General features: G+C 67.6%; 12 protein-coding genes. 10 read left to right on the top strand and 2 right to left on the bottom strand.

The genetic code is table 11. The features are described 5' to 3' along the window. Positions 1 to 146 precede the first annotated feature (146 nt). From N5I32_RS09545 to glmM, 8 genes are all read left to right on the top strand, one after another. Entirely contained in the window at positions 147 to 1067 is a 921-nt protein-coding gene (locus tag N5I32_RS09545; RefSeq protein ID WP_261495228.1) for a glycine--tRNA ligase subunit alpha, read from the top strand. Continuing rightward, positions 1064 to 1537 (top strand): DUF6446 family protein, encoded by a 474-nt coding sequence (locus tag N5I32_RS09540; RefSeq protein ID WP_261495226.1) that lies wholly within the window; start codon positions 1064 to 1066, stop codon positions 1535 to 1537. Before N5I32_RS09545 ends, N5I32_RS09540 begins: the two co-directional genes overlap by 4 nt. Further along, positions 1538 to 3772: a glycine--tRNA ligase subunit beta gene (gene glyS, locus N5I32_RS09535; RefSeq protein ID WP_261495225.1), complete on the top strand. Its 2235-nt coding sequence runs from the start codon at positions 1538 to 1540 to the stop codon at positions 3770 to 3772. A gap of 127 nt (positions 3773 to 3899) precedes the next feature. Beyond that, positions 3900 to 6440, top strand: coding sequence for a putative PEP-binding protein (locus N5I32_RS09530; protein ID WP_439648183.1), 2541 nt, complete (start codon positions 3900 to 3902; stop codon positions 6438 to 6440). A 202-nt stretch (positions 6441 to 6642) separates the two neighbouring features. After that, positions 6643 to 7326 carry a cell wall hydrolase gene (locus N5I32_RS09525; protein WP_261495224.1) on the top strand — a complete coding sequence of 228 codons (684 nt, stop codon included), beginning with the start codon at positions 6643 to 6645 and terminating at the stop codon, positions 7324 to 7326. Between the two features lie 73 nt (positions 7327 to 7399). Next, positions 7400 to 8314, top strand: a complete 915-nt coding sequence (locus N5I32_RS09520) for a dihydroneopterin aldolase (protein ID WP_261495221.1) — start codon at positions 7400 to 7402, stop codon at positions 8312 to 8314. 43 nt (positions 8315 to 8357) lie between these two features. Then, entirely contained in the window at positions 8358 to 9371 is a 1014-nt protein-coding gene (gene folP / locus N5I32_RS09515) for a dihydropteroate synthase (protein WP_261495220.1), read from the top strand. Then, a complete protein-coding gene (gene glmM, locus N5I32_RS09510) occupies positions 9368 to 10711 on the top strand; it encodes a phosphoglucosamine mutase (protein ID WP_261495218.1) in 1344 nt (447 codons plus the stop codon). The genes folP and glmM overlap by 4 nt, the downstream gene beginning before the upstream one ends. A gap of 21 nt (positions 10712 to 10732) precedes the next feature. On the opposite strand, the gene N5I32_RS09505 is transcribed toward glmM, so the two are convergent. Then, positions 10733 to 11458 (bottom strand): formate/nitrite transporter family protein, encoded by a 726-nt coding sequence (locus N5I32_RS09505; RefSeq protein ID WP_261495972.1) that lies wholly within the window; start codon positions 11456 to 11458, stop codon positions 10733 to 10735. A gap of 107 nt (positions 11459 to 11565) precedes the next feature. Continuing rightward, the gene (ilvC, locus tag N5I32_RS09500; protein WP_261495217.1) at positions 11566 to 12588 is read right to left on the bottom strand and encodes a ketol-acid reductoisomerase; all 1023 of its coding nucleotides are present in this window, start codon (positions 12586 to 12588) and stop codon (positions 11566 to 11568) included. Between the two features lie 128 nt (positions 12589 to 12716). On the opposite strand from ilvC, the gene N5I32_RS09495 reads away from it, so the two are divergent. Both N5I32_RS09495 and N5I32_RS09490 read left to right on the top strand, forming a co-directional pair. After that, the gene (locus N5I32_RS09495; RefSeq protein ID WP_261495216.1) at positions 12717 to 13175 is read left to right on the top strand and encodes an Lrp/AsnC family transcriptional regulator; all 459 of its coding nucleotides are present in this window, start codon (positions 12717 to 12719) and stop codon (positions 13173 to 13175) included. Further along, complete coding sequence (locus N5I32_RS09490; RefSeq protein WP_261495214.1) at positions 13172 to 13630, top strand: Lrp/AsnC family transcriptional regulator; 459 nt, start codon at positions 13172 to 13174, stop codon at positions 13628 to 13630. The genes N5I32_RS09495 and N5I32_RS09490 overlap by 4 nt, the downstream gene beginning before the upstream one ends. Positions 13631 to 13704: the final 74 nt, after the last annotated feature.

Raw genomic sequence — 13704 nt, 5'->3', positions numbered from 1 at the left:
ATTCCCTTTGTTTCCGATCGGACGAATCCGGGGCCGAAACTAGAGAGGATGGGCGGCGAGGTCACGCCAAAAACCCCTCGCGCCGATTGACCGCCCCCGGCCTGTTGCCTATTGAGAACGCGCTTTCGCCCGAGAACAGGCCCGACATGACCCAGACCGCCCCGCGTTCCTTCCAGGAGATCATCCTGCGGCTTCAATCCTACTGGGCCGGGCAGGGCTGTGCCGTTCTCCAGCCCTACGACATGGAGGTGGGGGCGGGCACCTTCCACCCGGCAACGACGCTGCGCGCGCTGGGGTCGCGCCCTTGGGCGGCGGCCTATGTCCAGCCTTCGCGCCGTCCGACCGACGGGCGCTATGGCGAGAACCCGAACCGGCTTCAGCACTACTACCAGTACCAGGTGCTGATCAAACCCTCGCCGCCGAACCTCCAGGATCTCTACCTGGGCTCGCTCGCCGCCATCGGCATCGACGCGCACCTCCACGACATCCGCTTTGTCGAGGACGACTGGGAAAGCCCGACGCTGGGCGCCTGGGGCCTCGGCTGGGAGGTCTGGTGCGACGGCATGGAGGTTTCGCAGTTCACCTACTTCCAGCAGGTCGGCGGGCATGACTGCCACCCTGTCTCGGGCGAACTGACCTACGGGCTCGAACGGCTTGCCATGTATGTGCTGGGTATCGACCACGTCATGGACATGCCCTTCAATGACCCGCAATCGCCGATCCCGCTGAGCTATGGCGACATCTTCCGCCAGACCGAACAGGAATACAGCCGCTGGAACTTCGACCAGGCCGACACCGACATGCTCCTGAAGCATTTCGAGGACGCCGAAGCGGAATGCGAGCGCATCCTCGCCGCCGCGCCCGAGGACAAGGCGGGCCGGCGGATCGTCATGGCCCACCCCGCCTATGACCAGTGCATCAAGGCCAGCCACCTCTTCAACCTTCTCGACGCCCGCGGCGTCATCTCGGTGACCGAACGCCAGGCCTACATCGGCCGCGTCCGCGCGCTGGCGAAGAAATGCGCCGACGCCTTCGTGACCACCGAGGCGGGCGGGGTGGCGGCGTGAATGGCAAGATCGTCGGAGGTTTCCTCGTGCTGAGCGCCCTCGTCGCGGGAGCCGCGATGTATTACCTGCAGGTCTACGCCTTCTACCGCCCGGTCGAGGTCTCCTCGCCCACCGCCGCTATCCGGCTGGTGTCGCTGGGCGGCGCGCAGGAGGCGATGCTGACCTCCGATTTCGAGGGGATCGACGCCGACAGTTCCCCCCTGCGCTTTCGTGGCTGCTTCGTCACGCCGATGACGCTGGCCATGCTGAGCGAGACATTCGAGCCCTACGAAAACCCGACGCCGGTCAATGCGCCCTCGTGGTTCGACTGCTTTGACGCCGAGGCGATCGGCGATGACCTGCAATCGGGCGCCGCACTCGCCTTCCTGTCCGAAAAGAACATCCACCCCGGCGTGGATCGCGTCGTCGCGGTCTATCCCGATGGCCGGGCCTATGCCTGGCACCAGCTGAACGAAAGCGCGGAAAAGTAAATGCCCGACCTTCTGATCGAACTCTTTTCCGAGGAAATCCCCGCCCGCATGCAGGCCAAGGCGCGCGAGGACCTGAAAAAGCTCGTCACCGACGGGCTGGTCGAGGCCGGCCTGACCTATCGCGCCGCCCAGGCCTTTTCCACGCCCCGCCGCCTGACCCTGGCGATCGAGGCGCTGACCGCCGAAAGCCGGCCCGTGCGCGAGGAGCGCAAGGGCCCCGCGACGACCGCGCCCGAGGCGGCGGTGCAGGGCTTCCTGCGCGCCACCGGGCTGAGGCTCGACCAGCTTGAGGTTCGCGATGCGGGCAAGGGGCAGGCGTACTTCGCCGTGGTCGAGAAACCCGGTCGCAAGGCCGCCGCGATCGTGGCCGAGGCTCTGGAGACCACGATCCGCACCTTCCCCTGGCCGAAGTCGATGCGCTGGGGCGCGGGCACCTTGCGCTGGGTCCGCCCGCTCCACTCGATCCTCTGCATCCTCACCGACGACCACGGGGCGGAGGTCGTGCCGCTCGACATCGACGGGATCGTGTCGGGCAACACCACGCGCGGCCACCGCTTCCTTGCGCCCGCCGCCTTCGCGGTGACGGGCTTTGACGACTACGCGGCACGGCTGAAGCGCGCGCATGTGATCCTGTCGCCCGACGACCGCGCCGACCACATCTGGCACGACGCCACCACCATGGCCTTTGCCGCCGGGTTGGAGGTGGTTGAGGACAAGGGCCTTCTGGCCGAGGTCGCGGGGCTGGTGGAATGGCCCGTCGTCCTGATGGGCCGGATCGGCGAGGATTTCCTGGGCCTGCCGCCCGAGGTGCTGCAGACCTCGATGCGCGAACACCAGAAGTTCTTTTCCTGCCGCAACCCGAAAACAGGGCGGATCGAGGGCTTCGTGACCGTCGCCAACACCGAGACCGCCGACCACGGCGCGACGATCCTGAAGGGCAACCAGAAGGTGCTCTCCGCGCGGCTCAGCGACGCGAAGTTCTTCTGGGAGAATGACTTGCGCACGGTCAAGGCGGTGGGGATGGAAGGCATGGCCGCGGGCCTGGCCCACGTCACCTTCCACAACAAGCTCGGAAGCCAGGCCGACCGCATCGCCCGCATCGAGGCGCTGGCGCGCGAGATCGCACCCCTCGTCGGCGCCAAGCCTGACCTTGCGGCAGAGGCCGCGCGGGTCGCCAAGGCCGACCTGCAATCGGCGATGGTGGGCGAGTTTCCCGAGTTGCAGGGCACGATGGGCGTCTATTACGCCCGAGCGGCGGGCCTGCCGGAGGCCGTGGCGACGGCCTGCAAGGCGCATTACCAGCCGCTCGGGCCCTCCGACGACGTCCCGACCGACCCGGTCTCCGTCGCCGTGGCACTCGCCGACAAGATCGACACGCTGACCGGTTTCTGGGCGATCGACGAGAAACCGACGGGGAGCAAGGACCCCTTCGCGCTGCGTAGGGCGGCGCTTGGGGTGATCCGGTTGGTACTGGGGAATGGGGTGCGTTGGCCGATGACCCGCCAATTGAGATTGAGAGTGATTAGTCACATGGGGCAGATCGTTGGGCGGGATGGCTCTGCGATCGCACGGCAATTGCGCGATAGGCTCGCTGATATGGGCTACGATGATCTGGGCCAGGAAGCGTATGAACGAATGCGAAAGGACGCACTCATATCAGACGACCCGAGGCGACAAGAGGTTGTACTTTCTGAAATGGATCGAAAGTCTTCCGACCTCCTCGCCTTCTTCCACGACCGCCTCAAGGTTCACCTTCGCGACGAGGGCATCCGCCACGACGTGATCGACGCTTCGCTCGCGATGCCCGGCAACGACGACCTCACCCTCCTCGTCCGGCGGGCCGAGGCGCTCGCCGCCTTCCTCAAGACCGACGACGGCGAAAACCTCCTCCAGGGCTTCAAGCGCGCCAACAACATCCTGACCCAGGCCGAGGCAAAGGACGGGGTCGAATATTCCTTCGGCGCCGATCCGAAGTTTGCCGAAGCAGAGGCCGAACGCACCCTCTTCGCCGCCCTCGACACGGCCGAGGCCGCCATCGCCCCCGCGATGAAGGCCGAGGATTTCGCCGCCGCCATGTCCGCGATGGCGGCCCTTCGCGCCCCCATCGACGCCTTCTTCGAGGCGGTGCAGGTGAACACCGACAACGCGGTCGTGCGCCGCAACCGGCTGAACCTCCTCTCCCGCATCCGCCAGATCTGCCTCTCCGTCGCCGACCTGACCAGGCTCGAAGGCTAAGCCCCTTTCATTCTGGCGGAAATACTCCGGGGGTCGCGGGGGCAGCGCCCCCGCGCGTCGGCGCCCTCGTGGCGCTGGACAAGTGGCGCGAAGGGCGTATTCTGCGGCCCTCGAAAGGTATGCCGCAGTGCAGAAACATACGGACTTCGCCGAGTTCACCGAAATTACCCCCGCCGAGGGGATCGAGGCCGCACGCCACGGCTGGCGCGCCAAGTGCCTGCAACGGCTCGTCCGCCTCGGCCTGCCGGTGCCGAAGACGGTGGCATTGCCCTGCGACACCGTGCGCGCCATCGCCTCGGGCCTGATGCCCGATACCGAACGGCTGGCGGCCCTGTTCGAGGGTGCGTTGGTCTCGATCCGCCCCAGCCCCGCGAACCCCGAATGGGGCGGGCCGGGGACGGTGCTGAACGTCGGCATGAACGCGGCCAAGCACGCCGAATTCGTCCGCACCCAGGGCCAGCGCTTCGCCGATGCGATCTACCTCGGCTTTGTGCAGTCCTATGCCGTTCATGTCGCGCGGCTCGACCCTGACATGTTCACCGCCGAACCCTCGTCCGAGGCACTGGCCGCCGCACTTGCCGCCTATGAGGCGGAGATGGACGAGGAGTTCCCCCAGTCCCCGGCGCGCCAGCTGACCGAGGTGCTGCGCTCGATGGCGCGCGCCTGGGAAGGCACGACCGCCCGGCTGCTGCGAGAGGCCAAGGGCGCGCCTTCGGACGCGACGCTGGGCCTTGTGGTGCAGGAAATGGCCCAGGCGATCGGGCCGGGCCTTTCGGGCGCGGGGACGATCCAGCTGATCGAGCCCGTCACCGGCGCGCCGCAGGTGACGGGGCGCTTCCGCGGCCTCAACCCGGCCAACCGCAAGACCGGCGAAACGCTCTACCTTGTCCGCGACAAGCGCGGGCAGTCGCTGGAAGAGGTGGCGCCCGAGGTCTTCGCCACCCTGCAGGATCATTGCCGCCGCTGCCGCGAGAAGCTGCGCGAGGAGATGTTGATCGAGTTCGCGGTCGAGAACGGCGCGCTCAAGATCATCGACGCGGTGCGCGTGCAGCGGTCGGCCCGCGCGCTGGTCAGGACCGCCGTCACCCTGGCGACGGAAAAGATCATCACCCGCGAGGAGGCGATCCTGCGCGTGCAGCCGCGCGCCATATCGGAGCTTCTGCACTACCAGGTCGATCCGCGCGTGCCGCGCGACTGTGTCGCCCGCGGCATCGCGGCCAGCCCCGGCGCGGCCTCGGGCCGGATTGTCTTTTCCGCCGCCGACGCGCAGGCCGCCGCCGCCCGCGACGAACGCTGCATCCTCGTCCGCCGCGAGACCGCGCCCGAGGACATCCGCGGGATGCACGCTGCCGTCGCCGTCCTGACCGAACGCGGCGGCATCACCAGCCACGCCGCGGTGATCGCGCGCGGGCTGGGCCTTCCCTGCATCGTCGGCGCCTCCGACCTGACGCTCGACCTGCGCGAGCGACGCTTCACCGCCCGCGATGGGCGGGTCTTCCGCGAGGGCGACGTGGTGACGATCGACGGAACCAACGGCGAGGTTCTGTCGGGCGCCGCCGAAATGCTGGAGCCCGCGCTCGACGAATGGTTCCGCACGCTCCTGCACTGGGCCGACAACGTGCGCGACATCGGCGTGCGCGCAAACGCCGACACGCCCGACGATGCCCGTACCGCGCGGATGTTCGAGGCCGAGGGCATCGGGCTTTGCCGGACCGAGCACATGTTCTTCGACGAAGACCGCCTGACCGTCATGCGGGAGATGATCTTCGCCAACACCGCCAAGGACCGGAAGGTGGCGCTCGACCGGCTCTTGCCGATGCAGCGCGCCGACTTCATCGCGCTTTTCGACATCATGGCGGGGCTGCCCGTCTGCATCCGCCTGTTCGACCCGCCGCTGCATGAGTTTCTGCCTCAGGACCGCGAGGGGATGCGCGAACTGGCCGAGGCGCTGGACCGGCCCCTGTCCGAAGTGATGCGCCGGGTCGAGGCGCTGTCTGAATTCAACCCGATGCTGGGCATGCGCGGGGTCCGGCTGGGCATCACCGTTCCGGAAATCTACGAGATGCAGGCGCGCGCCATCTTCGAGGCGACGGTCGAGGCGTCGCGCCGTGGCGCCGCGGTCGTGCCGGAGGTGATGATCCCGCTTGTCTCGGCCAAGCGCGAGGTCGAACTGGTCAAGACGCGGATCGATGCCGTCGCGGCGGCGGTCCGGACCGAACACAAGACCGATTTCGACTATCGCCTGGGGGTCATGGTGGAGACCCCGCGCGCAGCCCTGCGTGCCGGCGAGATCGCGCAGCACGCGGCCTTCCTGTCCTTCGGCACCAACGACCTGACGCAGATGACCTATGGCCTGTCGCGCGACGATGCCGGCCGCTTCATGGGCGCCTATGTGCAGCAGGGCGTCTATCCGGAAGACCCGTTCCATGTGCTCGACAGCGACGGGGTGGGCGAGTTGCTGCTGATCGGGTCCGAACGGGGGCGGAACGCGCGCCCCGAGGTCACGATTTCGGTCTGCGGAGAGCATGGCGGCAACCCCGAATCCATCGCTTTCTGCCGCCGGGCCGGGTTCGATTACGTTTCCTGCTCGCCCTTCCGGGTGCCGGTGGCGCGGCTTGCGGCGGCGCACTTTGCCCTGCTCGAACCGCGGCGCGACTCCGAAGCGTGAATATTTTCAGGTAATTAGGCCCTTCTGGCGGGACTGGGGCCGCGGAAAGTCGGCGCGAGCGAATCGGCAACAAACTGCCGGACTCGGCGCGCTTTGTTGCCGTTCTGACCCAAGGGTGGACAGCCTGACCGGATTGCGCTATGCCCGCCGACGGTCATTGCCTGGGGGCTGTGGCTCGTCGAAGCAATTCGGGAAACCACCAATGTCAGTGCTGATGCGCTGGGCGGCTTCTGTCGTCCTGCTCTTCGGTCTTGCCGGAGGCGTTCACGCCGAGATGACGGTGAGCCAATCGAACGACCCGGACGGGTCGATCGACGTACACATGACGGCGCTTCTGGGGCAGGAGCGCGTCGCGATCGGTTCGCTCGATGCCGAGGCCATCGCCGCCGTCGCAACAGCGTCGTCCGGGAACGGCAAGGCCCGTGGCAAGCCGGTCATGTCCTACGATGCGGCCTGGCTTGCGCAGCTGCCGCGGCCGGAGGCGAGCAAGGAACTCGAATGCCTGGCAGAGGCGCTCTACTTCGAGGCGCGCGGCGAGTCGATCAAGGGCCAGGCGGCGGTCGCGGAGGTCATCCTCAACCGCGTGGACAGCCCGGCCTTTCCCAAGTCCGTGTGCGGTGTCGTCAATCAGGGCGGTGACGGCGGATGCCAGTTCTCCTACACCTGCGACGGCCGCGCCGAGGTCATATCGGAGCCCGAGGCCTGGAAGCGATCGGCCAAGATCGCCGGGGCCATGCTGGGGGGCGCACCGCGCCTTCTGACGGAAGGGGCGACCTTCTTCCACACGCCGATGGTTACGCCCCGCTGGTCCAAGCGGTTCGAACTGACAGCTAGGATCGGCTCCCACCTCTTCTATCGCCCGCCGCTCAGGACGGCGCTGAACTGATCGGGCAGGTCGCGTCCGGGCTGCCCTTTCCCGGCGTCCACCGCTACGATGGCGCGGGCTTCAGGGGCAGACCATGACAGACGACATCGCCACCGCATTCGATCATCCCGAAGCTCGTGCCAGCGCGGCCGGCGGCTTGCCGGACCGGCTGTCGCTGCGGGACTTCGTCGTGTCCGCCGACATCGGCGCCTTTCAGGAGGAGCGCGGCGCAACCCAGCGGCTGCGCTTCAACATCGTCGTCGAGATCGCCCCGCTGCCGGCGGGGCTGGATGACGATGTCGACCGCATCCTGTCCTATGACCGGCTGATCGAGGCGGTCGAGGCAGAACTTGCGGGCTCGCGGCTCAACCTGCTCGAGACGCTGGCCGAAGGCGTGGCCGCCCGCATCCTGGCCGAACCGCAGGCGCGGCGGGTCTTCCTCCGGATCGAGAAGCTGGATCGCGGCCCCTTCGCGCTGGGGGTGGAGATCGTGCGCGATGCGGCTGCCCTGCCGATTGCGGGGGCCGGTGCGCCGTGCCCGGTGGTGGTGTATCTGGCGCCCGAGGTCGCGGAGACGATCGACCTGTCCGCCCTGCTTGATCGTTACGGTTCCGGCCCGGACCCCTTGATCCTGGCGCTTGGCTTGCCCCCCGGGACGCACCCCGAGACGCGCCCCGCGACGCGCCCCGATGTGGTGACCGAAGAGGCGCGCCGCCGCATCGCGCTTCTTGCGATCGAGCAGCGCGCCTGGGCGCTCGCCGCGCGGGATGCGCGGCTGAAGGTCGTGGCCACCCGTACCGAACTGGACTGGGCGCTTCGCCATGGCCGCGCGGCGGTCTGGGCTCCCTCGAAGATCGTGCTCGACACGCCCGGTGCCCCTCTGGACAAGGCGGCCGACGGCTGGGCGCTGGCACTCTGGCTGGCGGAGTTGCTGGGCGCCCGGCGGGTGGTCGCTCACGGAACTGTCACGATCCCGGCGGGAAGCCGCGTGCCGGTGGAACGCGCCTGACGCGGGCTTGCCAACTGCGCCGCTTCGTCGGAGAACCACGGCCATGGATTACTTCAGACCGATCGCGATGACCGACACCGCCCGACCCCAAGGCGCGCTTGCACTAGCGGGCGGCTGGTGCTGGTTCGACCGGGTGGAGGTGCTGGCGCGCACCGGCTCACGCGGGGTCGTCCCGGTTGCTGACCTGCCGCCGGACGTGCGCAAGACCCTCAGCGCGCCAAGGCCGGATTTTCTGGGCATGGCGATGGACCAGCCACGCCTCATGGGGGTGCTCAACGTCACCCCCGACAGCTTTTCCGATGGCGGGCTTTACGCCGAGGCGGCCGCGGCGCGGGAGCGTGCCGTCGAAATGGCGCGCGCCGGGGCGGACATCCTTGATATCGGGGGCGAAAGCACCCGCCCCGGTGCCGCAGACGTGCCGCTTGCCGAGGAGACCGAACGCACCGTTCCCCTGATCGCGGCCTTGCGGCAGGCGGGTCTGGCCACGCCCATCTCCATCGACACGCGCAAGGCGCCGGTCGCCTGCGCCGCGCTGGATGCGGGGGCGTCGATGGTCAACGACGTGTCGGCCTTTGCCTACGACGCGGCGCTGGGCCATCTGGTCGCCGCGCGCGGCGTGCCGGTCTGCCTGATGCATGCGCAAGGCGCGCCCGCGACCATGCAGGACGACCCGCGCTATGCGGACGTGCTGCTGGACGTCTACGACTACCTCGCCGAATGTGTGCGCGAGGCGGAGGCCGTCGGCATCCCGCGCGCGCGCATCCTGGTCGACCCCGGCATCGGCTTCGGCAAGACGCAGGCGCACAACCTGGCGCTGCTCAGGGGGCTGTCGCTGTTTCACGGCCTGGGCTGCGGCATTCTTCTGGGGGTGTCGCGCAAGCGCTTCATCGGGACCATCGGCGGGGCCGAACGGGCCGCCGACCGCGGGCCCGGCACGATCGCCCTGACCCTGGCGGGGATCGCACAGGGCGTGCAGTGGCACCGGGTCCATGATATCGGCGAAACCAGGCAGGCAGTCCGGCTTTGGCAGGCCGTCGCGGCAGGAGAGGGCAGATGACGCGCAAGTTGTTCGGCACCGACGGGGTCAGGGGAACCGCGAACACCTATCCGATGACGGCCGAGATGGCGCTGCGGCTGGGGGCTGCGGCGGGGCGCTATTTCCGCACCGACGGACGCAACCGCCATCAGGTCGTCATCGGCAAGGACACGCGGCTTTCCGGCTACATGCTGGAAAACGCGCTGACGGCGGGCCTTACCTCGACCGGGATGAACGTCCTGCTGCTCGGCCCGGTGCCGACGCCGGCGGTGGGCTTTCTGACCCGGTCGATGCGGGCCGACCTGGGCATCATGATCTCGGCCAGCCACAACCCGGCCGAGGACAACGGCATCAAGTTCTTCGGTCCCGACGGCTTCAAGCTTTCTGATGAGGCCGAGGCCGAGATCGAGCGCCTGGTCGCCGGCGTGATCGAACCGGCACAGCCCCGCAACATTGGCCGGGCGAAGCGGATCGACGACGGGCTGGGCCGCTATGTCGAATATGCCAAGACGACGTTTCCCGCACGGGGCAAGCTCACGGACCTGAAGATCGTGATCGACTGCGCGAATGGCGCCGCCTACAAGGCCGCGCCGCAGGTCCTGTGGGAACTTGGGGCCGAGGTGATCCCGGTCGGCGTCGCCCCGAACGGCTTCAACATCAACGAGGATTGCGGTTCGACCCATACCCGGACGGCGGCCGAGGCGGTGGTCGCGCATGGCGCGGACCTCGGGATCAGCCTCGACGGGGACGCCGACCGGGTGATGATCCTTGACGAGACGGGGCGGGTCGCCGACGGCGATCAGATCATGGCGCTGCTTGCAGGACGCTGGGCCGAGGCGGGGCGCCTAAGGGGCGGCGCGCTTGTCGCCACGGTGATGTCGAACCTGGGGCTGGAGCGGTTCCTTCAGGCCCGCGGTCTCAGGCTGGAACGCACGGCGGTGGGTGACCGCTATGTGGTGGAGCGGATGCGCGAGGGCGGATTCAACCTCGGCGGCGAGCAATCCGGCCACATCGTCATGACCGACTACGCGACGACCGGCGACGGGCTGATCGCGGGGCTTCAGTTCCTGGCCGCCATGGCCGAGACGGGCCAGAAGGCGTCCGAGCTTGTCCGGCAATTCGATACCGTACCCCAGATGTTGAAGAATGTAAGATATGCGGCCGGACAGGAGCCGCTGTCGGCCGAGAATGTTCGAAAAGTGATCGGCGAGGCGGAGCTGCGCCTGACTGGCCAAGGCCGTCTGCTGATCCGCAAGTCGGGAACCGAACCGCTGATCCGGGTCATGGCGGAGTGCGAGGACGAAGCGCTGCTGGCCGAGGTCGTGGGTGGCATCGTAGCCGCGGTGGAAGCGGCGGCCTGACATCCCGCGCGGCTGCCGTCCTCAGGCCGGCCGGTAGGCCAGCCGATAGCTGAGCGCGACACCGCCCGCGCCGCCGACGATGTTGCCCAGCGTCACCACGGCAAGATTCGACAGGATCGCACCGAGGCCGATATCGGCGCCCGCAAACTGCGCCTGCGGGAAGAAGAACATGTTGGCGATGCTGTGTTCAAGGCCAAGCAGGACGAAGGCCGCGACCGGCAGGACGACGGCCATGAGCTTGCCCGAGGCGCTGCGCGAGGCGAGCGACAGCCAGACCGCAAGGCACACCAGCACGTTGCAGAGGATGGCGCGGAAGAAGGCGGCGGCCGGGTCCAGCGCGGCCTTGGCCTCGGCGATGGCGCGCGCGGTCTCGCCCATCGGCCCGTTCAGAAGACCCGTCCCGGCAAAAAGCGCGGCGATCGCCAGCGCCCCGGCGAGGTTGCCGGCATAGACGACGGCCCAGGCGCGCGAAAGCTCCCGCAGGCCGATCTTGCCGTCGACGGCCGCCATGGTCATCAGCGCGTTGCCGGTGAAAAGCTCGGCCCCGCCGACGACGACAAGGACAAGGCCGAGCGAAAAGACCACGCCGCCCAGGAACCGGTGCGGCCCGAAGCCGGGGTCCGCGCCGGTCATCACCATGGTGTAGGCCGCCGCGCCCAGCGCGATGAACGCCCCCGCAAGAACCGCGAGCGTCAGCATGGAGATGAGGGGCAGACGTGCCTTGGCGACCCCTGCCGCCTCGACCAGGCCTGCGATTTCGCCGGGCTTGTAGGCGTCGATGCCGGTGGGATGAAGCGGATCTATGGCAGCCTCGCAGTTGTGCCGGGGAGCGTGAACTCCCCGGCAGATTGGCGTCAGTTCCGCGACTTGTCCACCATCTTGCCCTTGGAAATCCAGGGCATCATCGCGCGCAGCTTTTCACCGACCTTCTCGATCTGGTGCTCGTCGTTGATGCGGCGAGTCGCCTTGAAGAAGGGCTGGCCGACGGCGTTTTCCTGCATGAAGTCGCGCACGAACTTGCCGGTCTGGATGTCGCTGAGGACCGCCTTCATCCGCGCCTTGGTCTCGTCATAGGGCAGGATGCGCGGACCCGAGACATACTCGCCATATTCGGCGGTGTTCGAGATCGAGTAGTTCATGTTGGCGATGCCGCCCTCGTAGATCAGGTCCACGATCAGCTTCACCTCGTGCAGGCACTCGAAGTAGGCCATTTCGGGCTCATAACCGGCCTCGACCAGCGTCTCGAAGCCCATGCGGATCAGCTCGACAAGGCCGCCGCAAAGCACGGCTTGCTCTCCGAAGAGGTCGGTTTCGCATTCCTGGCGGAAGTTGGTCTCGATGATGCCCGAGCGGCCGCCGCCGATGGCCGAGCAGTAGGAGAGGCCGATTTCCATCGCCTTGCCGGTGGCGTCCTGGTGGACGGCGACGAGGCAGGGGACGCCGCCGCCCTTGGTGTATTCGCCGCGGACGGTGTGGCCGGGGCCCTTGGGGGCCATCATGATGACGTCGACGCCCTTTTTCGGCTCGATCAGGCCGAAGTGCACGTTCAGACCGTGGGCAAACGCGATGGCGGCGCCTTCGCGCAGGTTGTCGTGGACGTATTTCTTGTAGGTCGCGGCCTGCAGCTCATCGGGCATGGTGAACATGATCAGGTCGCACCACGCGGCGGCCTCGGCGATGCCCATGACCTTGAGGCCTTCCTTCTCGCACTTGGCCGCCGAGGGCGAGCCTTCGCGCAGCGCGATGACGACGTTCTTGGCGCCCGAATCGCGCAGGTTCAGCGCATGGGCGTGGCCCTGGCTGCCATAGCCGAGGATGGCGACCTTCTTGTCCTTGATAAGGTTGATATCGCAGTCGCGATCGTAATAGACGCGCATCGGGCGCTCCTTTCCTTGTTGCTGACGGAGACCATAGAAGGTTTCGTAGAATTTCCCGTGCAAATGTTAATAAAAAGGCAGATAAGTAAGAATTATCATTCGCGATAATTCATACTTGTGGAACGATCATGCAAGTTGACGACACCGACCGCCGCATCCTGCGCCAACTTCTGGCCGAACCCTCGCTCGGTTCCGCCGAGCTTGCCGAACGGGCGGGCGTGACCGCGGCCACCGCCTGGCGGCGGATCGAGAAGCTGGCGCAGGCGGGCGTGATCCGCGGCCAGCATGCGGTCATCGACTGGCGCGCGCTGGGCTGGGCGGTCGAAGTCTCCTTGCGATTCACGCTCGACAAGACCCATCCGCGTGCCTTCGACGAGTTTCTGGCGGCAGCGCGCGGCGTGCCGGAAGTGATCGAGATCCAGACCTTCCTCGGGCGGGTGGACGTGCGTCTGAACGTGATCGCGCGCGACATGGGGCACTATCAGGAGGTCTACCGCGACCGCATCCTGACCCTGCCGCACATCGCCGATATCGAAAGCCTGATGCTCGTCTCCACCATCAAGGATACCGGGAGCCTGCCACTGTGATCGCGCTTGACGACACCGACCGCTCGATCCTGCGTGCGCTGGTCGCCGACGCGGCGCAAAGCGCGGGCGCCATCGGGCGGGCGCTCGGCCTTTCGCAACCCGCAACCTGGCGCCGAATCCGCCGGATGGAAGAGGCGGGCGTGATCGCCGGCCGCCGGATCGACCTCGACAGCACGGCAATCGGCTTTGGTGTCACCGTCTTCCTGGGCGTGAAGCTTGCCACCAAGGGCCGCGTGAGCCTCGAGGACTTCGAGCGCGCGGCAACGGCCATCCCCGAGGTGCAGACGGTGCAGCACGTCCTTGGTCTTTACGACTACCGCCTCAGGGTCACCGCGCGCGACATCGCCGATTTCGAGCGCGTGCTGCGGCGCCGGATCATGACGCTGCCGGGCGTCGGCAACGTCGAGGCGAACGTGCTGCTGAGCGAGGAACGGCGGCCCGGCCCCTTGGGCTGATGCGGATTTGCGCCAACTACTGTCGTGAATCTCTTGGCCTTCGCCCTCCTCGTGCGATACCGGAGGAGACAGAC

Source organism: Albidovulum sediminis (assembly GCF_025380365.1).
In the GTDB taxonomy this organism is placed as follows: domain Bacteria; phylum Pseudomonadota; class Alphaproteobacteria; order Rhodobacterales; family Rhodobacteraceae; genus Albidovulum; species Albidovulum sediminis.
Note: the sequence above shows the minus strand (reverse complement) of the source record. Positions and strands in the feature narration are given on the sequence as shown.

Excerpts from the sequence above, each read along its gene's own strand:
- glyS (WP_261495225.1), top strand. The coding sequence starts at position 1,538 with ATGCCCGACCTTCTGATCGAACTCTTTTCCGAGGAAATCCCCGCCCGC.
- folP (WP_261495220.1), top strand. The coding sequence starts at position 8,358 with ATGGATTACTTCAGACCGATCGCGATGACCGACACCGCCCGACCCCAA.
- N5I32_RS09545 (WP_261495228.1), top strand. The coding sequence starts at position 147 with ATGACCCAGACCGCCCCGCGTTCCTTCCAGGAGATCATCCTGCGGCTT.
- N5I32_RS09520 (WP_261495221.1), top strand. The coding sequence starts at position 7,400 with ATGACAGACGACATCGCCACCGCATTCGATCATCCCGAAGCTCGTGCC.
- N5I32_RS09495 (WP_261495216.1), top strand. The coding sequence starts at position 12,717 with ATGCAAGTTGACGACACCGACCGCCGCATCCTGCGCCAACTTCTGGCC.
- glmM (WP_261495218.1), top strand. The coding sequence starts at position 9,368 with ATGACGCGCAAGTTGTTCGGCACCGACGGGGTCAGGGGAACCGCGAAC.
- ilvC (WP_261495217.1), bottom strand. The coding sequence starts at position 12,588 with ATGCGCGTCTATTACGATCGCGACTGCGATATCAACCTTATCAAGGAC.
- N5I32_RS09525 (WP_261495224.1), top strand. The coding sequence starts at position 6,643 with ATGTCAGTGCTGATGCGCTGGGCGGCTTCTGTCGTCCTGCTCTTCGGT.